This window comes from Xanthomonas translucens pv. cerealis (assembly GCF_006838285.1).
GTDB lineage: Bacteria > Pseudomonadota > Gammaproteobacteria > Xanthomonadales > Xanthomonadaceae > Xanthomonas_A > Xanthomonas_A cerealis.
This window is the reverse complement of record NZ_CP038228.1, coordinates 2,020,317-2,038,522: the sequence shown is the minus strand read 5'-3', so window position 1 is coordinate 2,038,522 and position 18,206 is coordinate 2,020,317. Positions and strand designations below refer to the sequence as shown.

Annotated in this window: 10 protein-coding genes and 3 pseudogenes; 11 read left to right on the top strand and 2 right to left on the bottom strand. The window is 63.0% G+C overall.

What is annotated here, in order from left to right; all coding sequences use genetic code 11:
- Window positions 1–16: 16 nt before the first annotated feature.
- Both E4A48_RS09075 and E4A48_RS09070 read right to left on the bottom strand, forming a co-directional pair.
- Window positions 17–571 (bottom strand): hypothetical protein, encoded by a 555-nt coding sequence (locus E4A48_RS09075; RefSeq protein WP_058361979.1) that lies wholly within the window; start codon window positions 569–571, stop codon window positions 17–19.
- A 30-nt stretch (window positions 572–601) separates the two neighbouring features.
- A pseudogene (locus E4A48_RS09070) lies at window positions 602–1,042 on the bottom strand (hypothetical protein); the annotation flags it as partial.
- 33 nt (window positions 1,043–1,075) lie between these two features.
- Here E4A48_RS09070 and E4A48_RS09065 point away from each other — a divergent pair.
- The 11 genes and pseudogenes from E4A48_RS09065 (at window position 1,076) to E4A48_RS09015 (ending at window position 18,205) form a co-directional block, all read left to right on the top strand.
- Window positions 1,076–1,850: pseudogene (locus E4A48_RS09065) on the top strand (IS3 family transposase).
- A gap of 255 nt (window positions 1,851–2,105) precedes the next feature.
- Window positions 2,106–4,868: a type VI secretion system Vgr family protein gene (locus E4A48_RS09060; protein ID WP_142742289.1), complete on the top strand. Its 2,763-nt coding sequence runs from the start codon at window positions 2,106–2,108 to the stop codon at window positions 4,866–4,868.
- 6 nt (window positions 4,869–4,874) lie between these two features.
- Window positions 4,875–5,753 (top strand): DUF4123 domain-containing protein, encoded by an 879-nt coding sequence (locus E4A48_RS09055; RefSeq protein WP_142742288.1) that lies wholly within the window; start codon window positions 4,875–4,877, stop codon window positions 5,751–5,753.
- Window positions 5,754–5,874: 121 nt separating this feature from the next.
- Complete coding sequence (locus tag E4A48_RS09050; RefSeq protein ID WP_260608100.1) at window positions 5,875–6,348, top strand: hypothetical protein; 474 nt, start codon at window positions 5,875–5,877, stop codon at window positions 6,346–6,348.
- A 14-nt stretch (window positions 6,349–6,362) separates the two neighbouring features.
- Window positions 6,363–6,836, top strand: coding sequence for a hypothetical protein (locus E4A48_RS09045; RefSeq protein WP_235426632.1), 474 nt, complete (start codon window positions 6,363–6,365; stop codon window positions 6,834–6,836).
- A complete protein-coding gene (locus E4A48_RS09040) occupies window positions 6,833–8,833 on the top strand; it encodes a phospholipase effector Tle1 domain-containing protein (RefSeq protein ID WP_142742287.1) in 2,001 nt (666 codons plus the stop codon). The genes E4A48_RS09045 and E4A48_RS09040 overlap by 4 nt, the downstream gene beginning before the upstream one ends.
- Window positions 8,834–8,879: 46 nt before the next feature.
- Window positions 8,880–10,847: pseudogene (locus tag E4A48_RS09035) on the top strand (type VI secretion system Vgr family protein); the annotation flags it as partial.
- 48 nt (window positions 10,848–10,895) lie between these two features.
- Complete coding sequence (locus E4A48_RS09030) at window positions 10,896–11,705, top strand: DUF4123 domain-containing protein (protein ID WP_139116098.1); 810 nt, start codon at window positions 10,896–10,898, stop codon at window positions 11,703–11,705.
- Window positions 11,698–14,415: a T6SS effector BTH_I2691 family protein gene (locus E4A48_RS09025; RefSeq protein ID WP_139116097.1), complete on the top strand. Its 2,718-nt coding sequence runs from the start codon at window positions 11,698–11,700 to the stop codon at window positions 14,413–14,415. The genes E4A48_RS09030 and E4A48_RS09025 overlap by 8 nt, the downstream gene beginning before the upstream one ends.
- Before the next feature lie 3 nt (window positions 14,416–14,418).
- Window positions 14,419–15,471, top strand: coding sequence for a DUF6708 domain-containing protein (locus E4A48_RS09020; protein WP_141697082.1), 1,053 nt, complete (start codon window positions 14,419–14,421; stop codon window positions 15,469–15,471).
- Between the two features lie 193 nt (window positions 15,472–15,664).
- The gene (locus tag E4A48_RS09015) at window positions 15,665–18,205 is read left to right on the top strand and encodes a type VI secretion system Vgr family protein (protein WP_142742285.1); all 2,541 of its coding nucleotides are present in this window, start codon (window positions 15,665–15,667) and stop codon (window positions 18,203–18,205) included.
- Window position 18,206: the final 1 nt, after the last annotated feature.

The window sequence follows — 18,206 nt, the reverse complement described above, 5'->3', positions numbered from 1 at the left end:
TGCTTTTGTACTGGTGTCATCGCGAGCGCACCAGCTGGTACTGGCTATGATCACCGTAGGCTGGTCCCTGCGTCTTGATATTGGCGCATAGACGACTCTCGCACAGCGTCACGTCGGCCGCGTTGTAAGCACGCAAAAGCTCGGCGCGTAGTTGGTTGTCGCGGATGTCCTGGCGGTACTGCATAAGTAGCCAACCGCCGCCAGCGAGCAACAGCAGCAAGCTCCCAAGCGTGACGGCGGCGCTCTTCCACAGCAGCAGGCGTTGCATGCGTTGGGTGGCCAACGACTGCGCGCCCTCGCTGATCAAACTGCCCGCGTGCTGCAGCCGCTTTTCAAAGCCGGCTACGGGCTCGTCAAGGCCATTCTGCACCTGCCGAATCAAAGCATCCGGAACACGCTGCAACGTCTCCTGCACCGAACGCACGGTCAAGCCTGGCAATGATTGCGTGACTTGTTCGAGGTGCTGTACTAGCCGCCGTTGTTGTCGATTGAGGTCGGCGCAGATGCGCTCGAACTGTTCCATCAGCGCAGCGGCGTTGCTCGCCAGTGCCAGCGTGTCGGACTGGTTCATCATGCTTCCTAGGATAGGGCGTGTAGACAATCAGAGGCTGTGCGCACCGATCCGCGGTGTTTCCTGCTGCTGCATGTCTGCTTGTTGCCGTTGTGTCTGCAACGCTTGCTGCGCCGCTTGATGCTCTTGTCGGTTTACCGTTTCGATCGCCTCGGCGCGAAGCGCACGGCCATTCTCGGCACTGGCCAGTTCTTGGGTCATCTGCCGGAACGCAGTGCGGTCGCCGCTCTGTGCGGCGGCCAGCATTCGATCCAGGAAGGCGCCGGGGTCCTCGTTCAGCGAGACATGTGCCTTGGGCTGCGCCGCCGCGCCCTCGGTTACTTTTAGCGGGGTCTGCCAGCCCTGCGGCGTGGTGCCGTGCTGTTGTGTGTCGTGTACCTGCTGCATATGCTTGGGCCAGTTGGGCACGCCAATGATGTTTCGCCCCGTGCCGGGCGGGAGGGGACCGCGCAATTTAGCCGCCCCGGGAATCGCGGAGGCTCCATTACTTGAGAAGATGGAGCTATGAGCAGAGCAAGCAAGTTCTCCCCGGAGACCCGGGAACGGTCGGTGAAGAAGGTTCTGGAGCACCAGGGCGAGTACGACTCGCGATGGGCGGCGATGGTGTCGATGTCGGCCAAGGTGGGCTGCACAGCCGAGACGCTACTGGGTTGGGTGAGGCAGCACGAGCGCGACGTTGGCAAGCGCGACGGGATGACGAGCACCGAGAAAGAGCGCATCAAGGCGCTTGAGCGCGAGGTTCGCGAACTGCGTCAGGTCAACGAAATAACGCGCTGTGGGTCAGCGATTTCACGTATGTCTCGACGTGGCAAGGACGGGTCTATGTCGCCTTCGTCATCGACGTCTTCGCCCGTCGCATCGTGGGCTGGAAGGCGTCGTCCTCGATGCAGACGGGCTTCGTGCTCGACGCGCTCGAACAGGCGCTCCACGCGCGGAAGCCGGTCGGCCCGGATCGCCTGATTCACAGCGATCGAGGCGTTTAGTACGTGTCGATCCGCTACACAGAGCGGCTCGTGGAGGTCGGCCTGGAGCCTTCGGTAGGCAGCGTAGAGGACTTCTACGACAGCACTGGGCGGAGACCATCAACGGCCTCCACAAGGCCGAGGTGATCCATCGCACGTCGTCCTGGCGCACGCGCGAGGAGGTCGAGTGGGCCACGCTCAACTGGGTCGACTGGTTCAACAACCGTCGATTGCTGGAGCCGATCGGGAATATCCCACCGGCCAAGGCTGAGGCCAACGACTATTCCCACTCCCATGAGTCAGCCATGTCGGCGTGACTCAAACCAAGGGGTCTCCGGGAAACACGGGGCGGCTCAGTCGGCCTTGCGTCGCTGCGTACTGCCAAGTATCGGTGCGGAAACGCGCACAAAGTCACACTGCGCCGACAACGCTGCAGTTGACCGGAGAGACATCCACCGTCCAAGGCCCACCGTCGCCATTCGGCGCCGCTATGGAGGTATCCTAGGTGTGTGCTCGGCACGGATTGCCCTCTCAGGCGATCCTTGCGACGCCCATTCAGACAAGGAGGCTCCATGGACCCGGTCGCCACAGTACTTTCCGCGCTGAGCGCCGCCCCGCGGCAGCAAGAACGGCTGTTGCGGTTGCATACCGCGCTTGGCCCCGACGTGCTGGTCGCCGAAACCATGGACGGCCGCGAGTCGGTCGATGGCGGCGGGTTCCGTTTCGACGTGTGCGCGCTATCGGCCAACGCCGGCCTGCCCCTGGACGACCTGCTCGGCCAGCCGGTCCTGCTGGAACTGCTCACCGCCGAGTCGAGTACCGCGCTGCGCCCGTTCCACGGCCATGTCACCGCGTTCGAACGGCTCGGCAGCAACGGCGGCCTGGCGCGCTACCGGCTGGTGGTGGAGCCGTGGCTGGCGCTGCTGGCCCAGCGGGTGGACAGCTACGTGTTCCAGGACATGAGCGTGGTGGAGATCGCCGAGAGCGTGTTCGCCGACTACGCCGAGCAAGGCGCGCTGGCGCCGGCGTGGCGCTGGGAGCTGTCCGACCGCAGCACGTACGCCAAGCGCAGCCTGACCACGCAATACGAAGAGACGGACTTCGCGTTCCTGCGCCGGCTGCTGGCCGAGGAAGGCATCGCCTATTGGTTCGAGCACACCGGCGCCGCCGACAGCGACACGCGCGGCACGCACACGCTGGTGCTGTCGGACCACAACGCCGCCTTCGCCGCGCTGGGCACGGTGCGCTACCACCGCAGCGACGCGACCGAGCAGCAGGACAGCGTGCAGCAGTGGTCGCCGGCGCGGCGCTGGCGCACCGCCACGCTGTCGCGGGCCAGCTGGGACTACCGCAGCCCGAGCCTGCGCCCGGCCGGCGCCGAAGCCACGCCGCTGGGCGACATCGGCGCCGCTGACGTGGACACCGCCGGCCCGTACGCCTGGCAGGACAGCACGCGCGGCCAGCGCCGCGCGCAGCAGCAGCTCGATGCGCAGCAGGTGGCGGCGCAGACCATCGAGGGCCAGGGCAGCTGGCGCCAGCTGGCGCCGGGTAAGCGTTTCGGGCTGAGCCAGCATGCGGGTGTGGCGGCCGATGCGGCGTTCCTGTGCCTGCAGGTGCGGCACCAGGCACGCAACAACCTGGCCGCGGAGGTGTTCGACGCGCTGGAGCAGTCGCTGGGCGCGGTGGCGGTGGCCGGCGCGCCGCTGCCGTCGGCGCTGGCGGGCCTGGGCGCCGGTTATGCGCCGCCGCAAGACGATGCGTCGGTGGAGTTCTACCGCAACCAGTTCACCGCGTTGCCGGCCACGGCGACCTACCGGCCGCAGACCGAGGACGGCCATGGCCTGCGCCTGCATCCCAAGCCGACGGTCTCCGGCACGCTGAGCGCGATCGTGGTCAGCGACGGCGACCCGGTGCAGTCCGACCGCGACCACCGGATCAAGGTGCAGTTCCCGTTCCAGCGCGGGGCCGACGCCAGCAGCGCGCTGGCGCATCCGGGGGGCGAGGACAACGCGCCGGGCAGCGCCTCGGCGTGGACCTGGGTGCGGGTGATGACGCCGTGGGCCGGGGACAACTGGGGTGGCGTGGTGCTGCCGCGCAAGGGCCAGGAAGTGCTGGTGGGGTTCCTGGAAGGGGACATCGACCGGCCGGTGGTGATCGGCAGCGTGTACAACGGGCGCGGCCAGGACGACGCGGCGCACAACCAGGTCGGCGGCGGCGGGGCCGGGGCCACCGGCAATGCGCCGGCGTGGTTCCAGGGCAACGCGCACGGCGCGGTGTTCACCGGGTTCAAGAGCCAGGCGCTGGCGCAGAGCCAGGACGGCACCGGCGGCTACCAGCAGCTGCGGCTGGACGATACCCCCGGCCAGGGCCGCGCGCAGCTGTCGACCACCCAGCACGCCAGCACCTTGACCCTGGGCCACCTGAAGGGCGGCCGCGACAACCTGCGCGAAGGCGAGCGCGGGTTCGGGGTGGACCTGTCCACGCAGGCGTACGGCGCGGTGCGCGCCGGCCAGGGCCTGCTGCTGAGCAGCGAGCCGGGCCAGCAGCAGCTGGCGGCCAGCCAGGCGCTGTCGCAGCTGGAACAGGGCGAACAGCTACTGCAGGCGCTGGCCGATGTGGCCCGGCAGCAGCAGGCGCAGCTGCCCGACGAGCCGGCCACGCTGCCGGCGCAGGACGGGCTCAAGACCCTGCAGGCCAGCCTCAAGGCGACGCAGCGCGGCAGCGCCGCCGGCCAGCTCCAGGGCGGCGACGGCCAGGCGCCGGGCTGGAGCCGCCCGGCGCTGCTGGGCAGCGGCAGCGCGGGCGTGATGAGCCTGACCCCGGCCGACCAGGTCTGGGTGTCGGGGACGCAGACCACGCTGCTGGCCGGCACCGCATTGAACTGGGCCAGCCAGGCGCAGCTGGTGCTGGCGGTGGCCGGCGGGCTGGTGCTGTACACCCAGGGCGGCGCACCGGTCGCCGGCAGCCCCAACCAGGAGCGCGGCATCGCCCTGCACGCCGCGCAAGGCACGCTCAGCGCCCGCGCGCACAGGAACCAGGCCAGGATCGCAGCCAAGACCCAGGTCAGGATCGTCAGCACCACCGCCGACATCCAGCTCGCCGCGCCGACCAAGCACCTGCTGGCCACCGCGGCCGGCGCCTACATCAAGCTGGACGGCGACGACATCGAACTGGGCGCGCCGGGCACGATCGAGTTCAAGGGCGGGCATCGGGTGTGGACGGGGCCGCAGGGCAGCAGCACCCGCGTGCAGCTGCCCTCGGCGGACAAGCCGGTATGCCTGGAATGCATGCGCGATCTTGCAACCCGGCACGAAGCCGTCGCGTCCCGCGGGTGATCGGTCATGCATCCGCTCTTCGAATCGTGGTCCACCTTCCTCGCCCCCCATCGCCACCGTGAGGGCACCGGGGCGTTCCTGCTGCTGGATGCCGCGCAGCTGCCCATCAATGCGATGCTGTGGAAGGAGATGATCGGCGAGCAGCGCGTCCACAATGTGCTGCGAGATCAACCCGAAAGCATCGATCCATCGGTGTGCGCGCTGCTGATGGACTACGAGGCCGCCTGGGTCGATGCGTTGTTGAACAGGCATTTGCCGCGCAGGCCGTTCGCCTTCGTCGCACTTTCCAGTGCGCTGCCCATCGCCCAACTGGCACAGGCATTGGCGAAACGCGCCGAGGTATCGCTGCCCGGCGGCAAGAAGGGATTGCTCCGCTATTACGATGCGGCAGTGCTGCAGGCGCTACCCAGGGCGGTGGAGGCCAGCAAGCTGGATGCCTTCCTGTCATGCGCCGATGCATGGGTCTGCATCGGTCGCGACGCCGCCCCACTGGAACTGCGTCCCTCGCCGGAACGCAGGCCCGGCCGGCCCGCCGCGCGCCTTGCGCTGACCCCACCCGAGCTGCAACGGCTGGACGCGCTCGGCCGGCTGGATCGCATTGCCGCAGAGCTGAAGCGCAACGGCGCGCTGCCGGTCGATGCCGATCCCTTCCAGACGTGGAAGAAACTGTCCGTGATGCAGGACGTGCTGCTGGAGGCGGGGCTGGAAGCGGAACCGCTGCTCTATCGCTGCTGCGCCGCGGTCGTGCGCCGGGATGTCGATGACAGCTGGCACGCACAGCTGTCCTCCATCGTGCACGACCACCGCGACGACGACGACGTGCTCTGCGAGGAACTGCTCGACTGGGCCTATGACGCGGCGAGCATGCAAGAGCGCCTGGCATGAGAAGCGAAGTCTATCTTCGAAAGAATGAAACTGCCTCGCTGCATTGGGTAGACGACATGGGCGCGGATGAGCTTCCTCCAACCCCATCTATTGCTAAAGAAGCAGGATCTTTGAGGCACCTATGAGCACGCTCAGATTTTTGATGGCGGCGTTTATCCTCTTGCTCGGTGGGTGCAAAGACGGTTTCTCGCAGTCGAGAACCGTATGCGTGACTGGATATAATGAATACGAAAAGCAGATTTATGAGTTCTGGCTTGATAATGAGTCAAAGGCGGGATGTTTTGGCAATCCTTCAGGGCGTGGCAAAGACACGGGTGATTGGGGTGGTGGCGGCGCATTTTCCTGTGGCTGTAAAGTAACGCCCGGTAAGGTTGTCAATCTTTACTGGACATTCGAGCAGACTAGGCAGGACTACGATTCTGGTTTGAAGCCCGAGGAGCACACCATCAGAGTCCAAACGCCGCAGCCACAATCATCCAGTTCACGATATTTTAGGATTTACTTTCGCAAGAATGGAACGGCGTCTTTGCAATGGGTAGACGACATGGGCGCGGATGAGCTTCCTCCAACTCCATCTATTGCTAAAGAAGTATGATCTTTGAGGAAACTATGAGCATTCTTAGATTTTTGATGATGGCGTTTATCCTCTTGCTGGGCGGTTGTAAGGATGGTTTCTCGCAGTCGAGAACGGTCTGTGTCACTGGCTACAACGAGTACGAAAAAAAAATCCATGAGTTCTGGCTGGATAACGAGGCAAAATCTGGCTGCTTTGGGAATCCTCCAGGTCGGACTGATGGGAATTCGTGGGGAGGTGGTGGGAAGTTTTCTTGTGGATGTAATGTCACACCTGGAAAGACTGTTAATTTGCAGTGGAGTTTTGTTATTCCTAAGGAGGATTTTTATGCAGGGAAGAGAGCTGAGGAGCATTTTTTAAAAGTCACCATCCCTCAGCCTGAATCAAGTGGATCACGGTATTTTCGCGTTTATTTCCGGAAAGATGGAACGGCGTCTTTGCAATGGGTAGATGATATGGGGGCAGAAGAGTTGCCCGCAACGTCCGATGGAAAAGGAGATTCCAAGTGAGTCAGGCGAGAAAAGAAAGTAAAGATTCAGACCAAAAGCGCGCATTTCTTGATCGCACAAAAGTCGAGGCTGAACAGAGATGCCCAGCATGCCAGCAGGTGCTCTGGTTAAGTTTCCTCTTTGACGGTTTTGGTTACACAAACAAGAATGGTCCTGCAAGTAACATTGCGAAAATTCATGCAGCCTTACGCGAAGATACGGCACACGGTGCACGGGCTTTTTACTACCCTGGTCTTGGCGCAGAATTCGACCCCGAGAACGCCGCACTTGCTGCCGCCCTGGGCGACAAAGCCGGCAAGGAGATCGAGGACAAGGTCAGCTCCGCACCGAAGGATGCCGCCAAGGGCGCGGTGACGGATGCCTGGAAGGAAAGCGAACGGCTGCGTGACAAGTCCTACGCGAATCGTGCGGCCTGGACGATAGATCGCGTCAAGAAGCAAGCGAAGCAGATCGTCAAGACGGCCCAGAAGCCCGTTACCACTGTAGCTAAGGAAGGCTGGAAAAAATTGCGCAAGGAATGGCGTGGGCTCTGGAAGGACGTAGTCAGGCACCCGTGGCGCGCAGCCAAGGATGCTGGCGCGGCCGTGGCCAAGAATACCGCTGGCTATGGAGCCGAAAGCGTCGGACTGATCCGCGACTCGACCCTCGGTGCGGCGCTGTTCAACACAGGCGTGGATACGCGCCTGAAGTCGGCCGAGACCGATTTCAAGGCCGCGTTCGCACTGGCCAAGGCCAAGCTGCCGGTGCACAGGGTCAACGTGGCGATCTTTGGCTACGACATGGGCGGCGGGATCGCGCTTGCGTTCAGCAAGCTGCTGATCGACGACATCTGCGCGAGTGGTCGCTACCAAGCGGTCGAGGTCAAGATCCGCTTTATGGGCCTGTTCGATTGCGTGACGAATCGCTACGACGATAACCTGCTGACCGGATTCATCCCGCTCAGCAACAAGGTGTCGTCGGAGATAAAGTTGCTGCCCGAGGTCGAACGCTGCGTGCATTATGCGGCGGCACATGAACTGCGCTTCTACAAGCCGTTGACGATTATCGGTGGCACTGCCAGCGCGACGGGCAACCGGCAGGAGCTGCTTTTTCCCGGTAGCCAGGTGGATGTGGGGGGAGGTGCCGAAGCCGAGGAAGCGGGTGTGCTGGATGGACTTGCACGTTATCCGCTAGAGATGATGTACAACCGGGCTTATGGCGCGGGAATTCCCATGCCCAGCTTAACCGAATTAGAAGATCTCGATGTCGCTTTGTATGTGAAATTTGTAGTAAATAGTGAGGTTCAATCCTTTCAGCGCAAATATCGCGCCATTTTAACTACGCTGGTTGAAGACGTAAAAGAAATCAGCCCCGCAGTAATCCGCCTGAACCTTCCATACGTCTGTACCTACACCAAGCCTGGCCAACGCACGGCCGAGCAGGAAAGCCAGTGCTATGTGCCGCCGGAGCCGCTGGTGGTGCGCTCGCTGCCCAAGGACATTCAGGGGCAGATGAAGGGGCATATGATCATCTACATTCAGTGGCTGCGGATGTGGTACGAACAATTCGCAAAGACCGCCAACGAGCAGACAGGCTCCTGGTTGTTGGGTGCCCCGAAATATCCCGCCGCCAAAGGCCGGTACGACAAGCTCGCGGCCGAACTGAGGTACCTTGAACGCAACGCGCGTTCGGTCGATACCTTCAATATGGAACAGGCAAAGAAACAGATCGACGGAGAGGTCGCATCCAATATCTTTGTCACCGATCCGCAAGGCCAAGCGCTTTATTGGATATGGAACAACCCTGGTAAGCGACTGCCAGAGGTCGAGGCGCTTTATGGTGGATTTCTTAAATATGTACACGACAGCATGGCAGAGAGCAGCCTTGAGGGTGCGTACGGTTCGTTCGCGGCATCCAAGCATTATATGAACCGCCGTCCGATGCAGAAGATCGAGACTAAGCCCGACAAGAGTTTCTTGGGGGATTTATGGGAATCCTATAAAAGCCTCTACAAATAGTTGCATGGGGCCAATATATTGCAGTGCCGTCAGCGCTCGCAGCCCGGCCGGCGCCGAAGCCACGCCGCTGGGCGACATCGACGCCGCTGACGTGGACACCGCCGGCCCGTACGCCTGGCAGGACAGCACGCGCGGCCAGCGCCGCGCGCAGCAGCAGCTCGATGCGCAGCAGGTGGCGGCGCAGACCATCGAGGGCCAGGGAACCTGGCGGCAACTGGCGCTGGGCACGCGTTTCGCGCTGCGCCAGCATGCGGGCGTGGCGGCCGATGCGGCGTTCCTGTGCCTGCAGGTGCGGCACCAGGCACGCAACAACCTGGGCGCGGACGTATTCGACGCGCTGGAGCAGGCGCTGGGTGCGGTGGCGGTGGCCGGCGCGCCGCTGCCGTCGGCGCTGGCGGGCCTGGGCGCCGGCTATGCGCCGCCGCAAGACGATGCGTCGGTGGAGTTCTACCGCAACCAGTTCACCGCGTTGCCGGCCACGGCGACGTACCGGCCGCAGACCGAGGATGGGCATGGCGTGCGCCTGCATCCCAAGCCGACGATCGCCGGCACGCTGAGCGCGATCGTGGTCAGCGACGGCGACCCGGTGCAGTCCGACCGCGACCACCGGATCAAGGTGCAGTTCCCGTTCCAGCGCGGTGCCGACGCCAGCAGCGCGCTGGCGCATCCGGGGGGCGAGGACAACGCGCCGGGCAGCGCCTCGGCGTGGACCTGGGTGCGGGTGATGACGCCGTGGGCCGGGGACAACTGGGGCGGGGTGGTGCTGCCGCGCAAGGGCCAGGAAGTGCTGGTGGGGTTCCTGGAAGGGGACATCGACCGGCCGGTGGTGATCGGCAGCGTGTACAACGGGCGCGGCCAGGACGACGCGGCGCACAACCAGGTCGGTGGCGGCGGGGCCTGGGCCACCGGCAATGCGCCGGCGTGGTTCCAGGGCAACGCGCACGGCGCGGTGTTCACCGGGTTCAAGAGCCAGGCGCTGGCACAGAGCCAGGACGGCACCGGCGGCTACCAGCAGCTGCGGCTGGACGACACGCCCGGCCAGGGCCGCGCGCAGCTGTCGACCACCCAGCACGCCAGCACCTTGACCCTGGGCCACCTGAAGGGCGGCCGCGACAACCTGCGTGAAGGCGAGCGCGGGTTCGGGGTGGACCTGTCCACGCAGGCGTACGGCGCGGTGCGCGCCGGCCAGGGCCTGCTGCTGAGCAGCGAGCCGGGCCAGCAGCAGCTGGCGGCCAGCCAGGCGCTGTCGCAGCTGGAACAGGGCGAACAGCTACTGCAGGCGCTGGCCGATGTGGCCCGGCAGCAGCAGGCGCAGCTGCCCGACGAGCCGGCCACGCTGCCGGCGCAGGACGGGCTCAAGACCCTGCAGGCCAGCCTCAAGGCGACGCAGCGCGGCAGCGCCGCCGGCCAGCTCCAGGGCGGCGACGGCCAGGCGCCGGGCTGGAGCCGCCCGGCGCTGCTGGGCAGCGGCAGCGCGGGCGTGATGAGCCTGACCCCGGCCGACCAGGTCTGGGTGTCGGGGACGCAGACCACGCTGCTGGCCGGCACCGCATTGAACTGGGCCAGCCAGGCGCAGCTGGTACTGGCGGTGGCCGGCGGGCTGGTGCTGTACACCCAGGGCGGCGACCCGGTCGCCGGCAGCCCCAACCAGGAGCGCGGCATCGCCCTGCACGCCGCGCAAGGCACGCTCAGCGCCCGCGCGCACAGGAACCAGGCCAGGATCGCAGCCAAGACCCAGGTCAGGATCGTCAGCACCACCGCCGACATCCAGCTCGCCGCGCCGACCAAGCACCTGCTGGCCACGGCCGCCGGCGCCTACATCAAGCTGGACGGCGACGACATCGAACTGGGCGCGCCGGGGACGATCGAGTTCAAGGGCGGACATCGGGTGTGGACGGGGCCGCAGTCCGCGTCCAATTCAGCCAAGTCAATCCAAGGCTCCCACGAGGCTTGCGAATATCGGGTTCGTACTGCAGAAAATTCTGGTGCCGGTTTGGTGCCACTTGGAGCATAACGCGTGCACTTCGATCATCGGCTATTCGAGTCGCATCAGTTCGCCCTCATGAACCCGCTGCTGATTGAACGGCACGTTGTTGGGATGTGGCCCTGTGAACCCATCGTACCGCTTGAATTGAAGGGGCAGGGGCACCTTTTTCCGTATCTTTTACGGCTGGGAGAAATGTCTATAGATGAGAAGCTTCGCGCCTTAGACGCCACGGTGGCCTACGGGCAAGCACACGATAAAGAGCCATTTTCTGCTCTTATCGGTACTGCCGCTAAAGCCGGGCGGGTGCGCGGCCATCTTGCGAGGATGATGGTTCGACGCGTCGAGGGCGAAAAGATGCTGTTTAGATTTTACGACCCCCGCGTTTGGTCATGCCTGCAGTGGATTCTTTCTGCCTCGCAATTGGATGCACTGCTTGGTCCAATTGACGTGTGGACAACGCGCGACGCAACTGGAGACACATGGACACAGTCCCAGAGCATGCAATCAGCGGAGAGTGAATTCGCGATGGACTTGTCGCAGTTATCCGCAGTGGCGTCGCTGGGATCGGTCAATAAAGTACTTAAACGACTTCGGGAAGAAGAGGTTCATGTGGGCGGAAGCCTTCCGTTGTCCAAACGCGTGTATACCGAAATAGAAAATGCGAGAGCGGCAGGGCTCGTGAACGCGGATGACCAAGAGGCTTTCGCATTTTTGTCAATGTCGATATCTCCACGGATACACGATCGTCCGGAGTTTCAGGATTTGATGCACTTGGCGCGGAAAGAGCCCGGTGCTTACCGTAGCCTGGTTTTCGAAGTGGATGAGCAGAAGATTCAGCAATACGCGACTGAACTTGAACATCAAGGAGCTTGGCAGAATGGATAAGACCCCGATGCGATCCTGTGATCCTGCGAAGAAATGTGACGTCTGCGATCAGATCGGACTGCCGATACTCCCGCTTCGCTATGCCGTATGTCGATCGGACGTGCGTGAGCAATGGAGAGGCCCTCCGCTGACGGGGAAATTCGGCAAGGGAGTGTCTAGCCTCGCTCTGCCCGGAAGTGAAGCGCATTACACCTTGCGACTTGCGCGCCAAGGGTATCTCTATGTATTCAATGAAGTTCGTGGTGAGTGGAAAGGCTATCAAGTGACTGAAGACGCCTATCTATTAGAGTTTGATCCCCTAGGCGTGCCGCCGCCACGAGAGGAATTTGCTCCAAGCTGTGCGCGTATGGCTAATTCGCAGATTGCACGCTTCGTTACGATTCCCGATCCGAAGCGCGCTGGAGACGTATGGTTTGGCTACAGCGAAGCACCTTGGCCAGCTGAGATACTGAAGCGCAACATGTCACGTGCTGAACGCCAGAAGCACATGCGCTGCGTCAATGTAAAAGCATGGTTAGCAGGAAAGGACTTTGATCACGCAGGCAACGCAATGGATGCAGCGGCCTTGGTCAGTGAGTTCAAATTCACTCAGCCTGAAAGGCAGAAAACCACGATTCCATTTCTGCCACCGGCCCAGCCTACGCCTTCGCAAAAAAAGCCAGGTTCTCTGGGTCAGATAGAGAGTCTTGAAGAAGTCATGGTTGTCGCCAATCCTGGTTTCGGATTCTCGTTCGTGCACTTTGCTCGATGTAAACAGCAGGTGCCAGGCATGGAGGAGTGGTTGAAAAAGAGTGCTTCGCTTAGTAGGCCGATGATGCTTGCGCTAAATGATCCTGCCGGCATTGCTCAGGAGCTGTCGGCGCTGATTCGGGAAAAGGCGGGGGATTTCGAAGTTGAGAATGACCGCAGCTGGAAGCAGGCAAGTGCTGTAGCCATTCGCGGCATAAAGCAGGCCATCGAGGATCAAGCAGCAGCTGATGAGCTTAGTTCAGTGCGCGCTAGCGCGTATACTGGCAAGGCTGCCATGGAGCTTTACGCAGCTGGTATCAACAAAATACAGGAGGAGCTGACGCCCGAGCAGGAAAAAAGCGCCCGAGAATCTGCGTGGAACAGATATCGCGACGACTACGATCATGCTGCGATGAGTCGCTTCGAGATTGAGCTTAAGAGCGAGATGGAGAGCTTTACTAGCGCTCATCTTACTCCGCTTGCCGAGAGCTTTGTCAGCTGGTACCAGGACGAATCCTATCGAACCTGGCTGTGCTGCAACCATCATGACGAGTACTCGCACAGTGGAATGCGCTGGACGGAGATCGTCGAAAATTCGCTTGAAGGAGTCGTAGGTCACGACGTCGTCCAGGCAGCAGTCATCAGGGATCTGACCGGGCGATTCGATGACATCAAGAACGCAACCATGCGTGCGCTCGTTCTGAACGACAAGATTGCCGCTCAGATTCTGCAGGAACAATCGAAATCACTGGTCGACAATCCTGGCGCTTGGTCAAATATATTCAAGGCATATGGGCATGTCTTGGACAGAGGTGGCAAGAATCCAGCTGAGCTTCAGCAGGGGCTTGGGTTGATCGCAGGCTTTGTCTACAAAATTTCGGGTGGAATCGTCACATGTCTGGCAAAAGTCGGTACCACGGTGCGCCGGGGGACTGTAAGCATTGCAATCAGCGCCGCCACACGTAATAACATGATGGGGCTTCTGGGGATGCTTTCCGGGAAGCGCATTGAACGGGTAGGCATCAAGGCATCCGAGCGTGAAATGGCGCACTTCCTCGTTGAGGCGTTGAGTCGGGGGCAGCCCGGGGTCAATAGGAGAGAGTTGCGTGCCCGCATCGACCAACATCTGCGCCAGGAACTAAATGAGCGTAGTGGCGCCCGCGTTGCGACCGGTGAGCGAAATGCGCGTGGGAGAAAAATTTTCGAATGGGCGGTATTTTGGGATAAGGAGGCGGTGGCCGCAGCGCGCGGGGGTAGCCCTTCATCGCTAGGGAACTTGTTGCTGACGGAGCAGCAGATAAGGGCGCTGGTACAGAACCGAGCATCCCAGCATGCCGCTCCGCACGTTAGCCTTGACGTGAGACTTGGTGTGGTAGGCCTGATCCTTGACGCGTGGAACGTATGCGACTCGTTTGGCAAGCTCGACGAAAAGTCGGAAGGGCCTGCCTTACGTCGTGAATTGGCCCTGAGTTCGGCACTTGTAGGCTTTACTGGCACCAGCATGGAACTGATCGGCATTGGGCTAGAAAAAACAATGTGGGGCCGTACCGCGCTGGCAACAGAGCTTCGATTTGGTGCGCTGCAGGCGTCAACAAGGGCCGGGGCTATGGGGTTTTTCGGTAAAGCCCTTGGTGCGGTTGGTGGTCTATTAGGTGCGGCAATTGATGGCTGGAAGTCAGTGGACGCTTACAGGAAAGGTGATATCCCCATGACGGTCTTTTACGCTGTGACAGCGGTATCGGGAGCTGTTGTCGCTATTCTCATGCTTGCGGGGGTTCTTACCGCGGGCGTTGGATTTATTATTCTTCTTGTGCTTGGTTTTATAAGCATGCTGGGTGAATGGCTAATTAATTTGATTAGGGACGATAAGGTTGAAGTGTGGTTGGACAAGACACCTTTTGGCGTGCACGAACATGGGAGGTTTGGGTCCGTCGAAGAGCAAGATGAGGCATATAATGCGCTCATGCCGGCCGGGGCGTAAGAAATGAGTCAGTTTGCAGGCTGGTTGGCCCAGCATTATCGTGTGAATCGCCCGCTATCCGATTATGAAAGGGTTTCGGATGTTTCTAACTTCGATGCATCAGGGTTGAAGCCGATTGATCAAGGGATTATCGATCTAAATCCCGTATTTGTAGAATACGTGGATCGACACTTCCTCTATCGCGGCTGGGGAGCAATGTGGGGCTCCCTCATTGTCGCTATGGCGTTCACGTTCGCATTGGCAATGATACGGGTGCTCTGGGAGGTTAAAGCGGAGGGTTTGCGGGCGGTCACCGCAGGTGACTACTACGCAATTGGCTTTGTTGTGATCCTCTCGCTAGGAGCCGGCGCTTTAGCATACTGGATGCTATTAGGACGGGATGTTTTTCGGTATCAGTACTATCCAATACGTTTTAATAGGGTGAGTCGGGTTGTTCATATCTTTACAGGTGGAAAGCAGGGTGCGATCTCCGTTCCTTGGGATGATATCCATTTCGTCATTGGACGCGACAAACCTATAGGTCCTGATGAAGGCAGTACGTATGATCTGCGTGGTCATGTAATGCGCGGCGACCAAGTCATCCATACCTTTGCCGTTGGATCCGATAGTGGTTCCAGTCCCGGCGTCACCTTGGCACATTGGGAGATGATCCGCCGATACATGAACGGTGGTGGGATGGACGCGCTGCCGTTTCCCCCGCTACAGCTATTCATGTCGACCGCGGTAAGTTTCCGTAACGCGTTCATTATCCATGTTTCTTCGGCAGGCAAGGGTTTGATGCTTCTTGCTCTGCCAATCACGTTGCCCTGGGCCCTATTCCGGTATCTCACCATGAAGCTGTGCAGGAAGCCGCAGTGGCCCGAATCTGTGGAAGAGGCCTGCCAGCCAGGGTCAAAGCAGCCTGGCGCACTCCAAGCCCCTGCGGTTTATGGGCGTGTCAAGCGCGGTGGGCCGAAAGGCGATGCAATGCTGTCGTTCTGGAAAGATGCCATTAAAGAGGCAAAAGCAAGAGATCCCGAACTCCGTGCACAGCTGTACGGGCGGACTCCTACGTGAAGTGTGTCTTTGCTGAGGTCTCCAATTGCTATCCACGAGTTTCAGTTGGCGTCTTGGAATTGGGTAATAGCGCCGCTCCGGTCAACGCTGAGAAACCGTAAGCCTGAAGATCCCCCGAAATGGGCGAAGGGTATTTTTACTATTAATGTCGTGGATCATGCGTACTGTGCCGATACTTGATGAAAAGTAGCCGGTGCTGCTGGAACTGCTCACCGCCGAGTCGCGCAGCGCGCTGCGCCCGTTCCACGGCCATGTCACCGCGTTCGAACGGCTCGGCAGCAACGGCGGCCTGGCGCGCTACCGGCTGGTGGTGGAGCCGTGGCTGGCGCTGCTGGCCCAGCGCGTGGACAGCTACGTGTTCCAGGACATGAGCGTGGTGGAGATCGCCGAGAGCGTGTTCGCCGACTACGCCGAGCAAGGCGCGCTGGCGCCGGCGTGGCGCTGGGAGCTGTCCGACCGCAGCACGTACGCCAAGCGCAGCCTGACCACGCAATACGAAGAGACGGACGCCGCGTTCCTGAGCAGGCTGCTGGCCGAGGAAGGCATCGCCTATTGGTTCGAGCACACCGGCGCCGCCGACAGCGACACGCGCGGCACGCACACGCTGGTGCTGTCGGACCACAACGCCGCCTTCGCCGCGCTGGGCACGGTGCGCTACCACCGCAGCGACGTGACCGAGCAGCAGGACAGCGTGCAGCAGTGGTCGCCGGCACGGCGCTGGCGCACCGCCACGCTGTCGCGGGCCAGCTGGGACTACCGCAGCCTGAGCCTGCGCCCGGCCGGCGCCGAAGCCACGCCGCTGGGCGACATCGACGCCGCTGACGTGGACACCGCCGGCCCGTACGCCTGGCAGGACAGCACGCGCGGCCAGCGCCGCGCGCAGCAGCAGCTCGATGCGCAGCAGGTGGCGGCGCAGACCATCGAGGGCCAGGGGACCTGGCGGCAACTGGCGCCGGGCACGCGTTTCGGGCTGCGCCAACATGCCGGCGTGGCGGCCGATGCGGCGTTCCTGTGCCTGCAGGTGCGGCACCAGGCACGCAACAACCTGGGCGCGGAGGTGTTCGACGCGCTGGAGCAGTCGCTGGGCGCGGTGGCGGTGGCCGGCGCGCCGCTGCCGTCGGCGCTGGCGGGCCTGGGCGCCGGTTATGCGCCGCCGCAAGACGATGCGTCGGTGGAGTTCTACCGCAACCAGTTCACCGCGTTGCCGGCCACGGCGACCTACCGGCCGCAGACCGAGGACGGCCATGGCCTGCGCCTGCATCCCAAGCCGACGGTCTCCGGCACGCTGAGCGCGATCGTGGTCAGCGACGGCGACCCGGTGCAGTCCGACCGCGACCACCGGATCAAGGTGCAGTTCCCGTTCCAGCGCGGGGCCGACGCCAGCAGCGCGCTGGCGCATCCGGGGGGCGAGGACAACGCGCCGGGCAGCGCCTCGGCGTGGACCTGGGTGCGGGTGATGACGCCGTGGGCCGGGGACAACTGGGGTGGCGTGGTGCTGCCGCGCAAGGGCCAGGAAGTGCTGGTGGGGTTCCTGGAAGGGGACATCGACCGGCCGGTGGTGATCGGCAGCGTGTACAACGGGCGCGGCCAGGACGACGCGGCGCACAACCAGGTCGGCGGCGGCGGGGCCGGGGCCACCGGCAATGCGCCGGCGTGGTTCCAGGGCAACGCGCACGGCGCGGTGTTCACCGGGTTCAAGAGCCAGGCGCTGGCGCAGAGCCAGGACGGCGCCGGCGGCTACCAGCAGCTGCGGCTGGACGACACGCCCGGCCAGGGCCGCGCACAGCTGTCGACCACCCAGCACGCCAGCAGCTTGACCCTGGGCCACCTGAAAGGCGGCCGCGACAACCTGCGCGAAGGCGAGCGCGGGTTCGGGGCGGAACTATCCACCCAGGCCTACGGCGCGGTGCGCGCCGGCCAGGGCCTGCTGCTGAGCAGCGAGCCGGGCCAGCAGCAGTTGGCGGCCAGCCAGGCGCTGTCGCAGCTGGAACAGGGCGAACAGCTGCTGCAGGCGCTGGCCGATGCGGCCCGGCAGCAGCAGGCGCAGCTGCCCAACGAGGCGGCCACGCTGCCGGCGCAGGACGGGCTCAAGACCCTGCAGGCCAGCCTCAAGGCGACCCAGAGCGGCAGCGCCGCCAGCCAGCTCCAGGGCGGCGACGGCCAGGCCCCGGGCTGGAGCCGCCCGGCGCTGCTGGGCAGCGGCAGCGCGGGCGTGCTGAGCCTGACCCCGGCCGACCAGGTGTGGGTGTCGGGGACGCAGACCGCGCTGCTGGCCGGCACCGCATTGAACTGGGCCAGCCAGGCGCAGCTGGTGCTGGCGGTGGCCGGCGGGCTGGTGCTGTACACCCAGGGCAGCGACCCGGTCGCCGACAGTCCCAACCAGGAGCGGGGCATCGCCCTACACGCCGCGCAAGGCACGCTCAGCGCCCGCGCGCACAGGAACCAGGCCAAGATCGCAGCCAAGACCCAGGTCAAGCTGGTCAGCACCACCGCCGACGTCCAGCTCGCCGCGCCGACCAAGCACCTGTTGGCCACGGCGGCCGGCGCCTACATCAAGCTGGACGGCGACGACATCGAACTGGGCGCGCCGGGGACGATCGAGTTCAAGGGCGGGCAGCAGGTGTTGACGGGGCCGCAAGGGGCGACCAGCAATGCTGTCGTGCCTAACGCTACGTTGAAGCCCTGCCCGCAGGACACCACGGCGAAGGCCGCTGGCGGCGCTGCGTACATCTAGG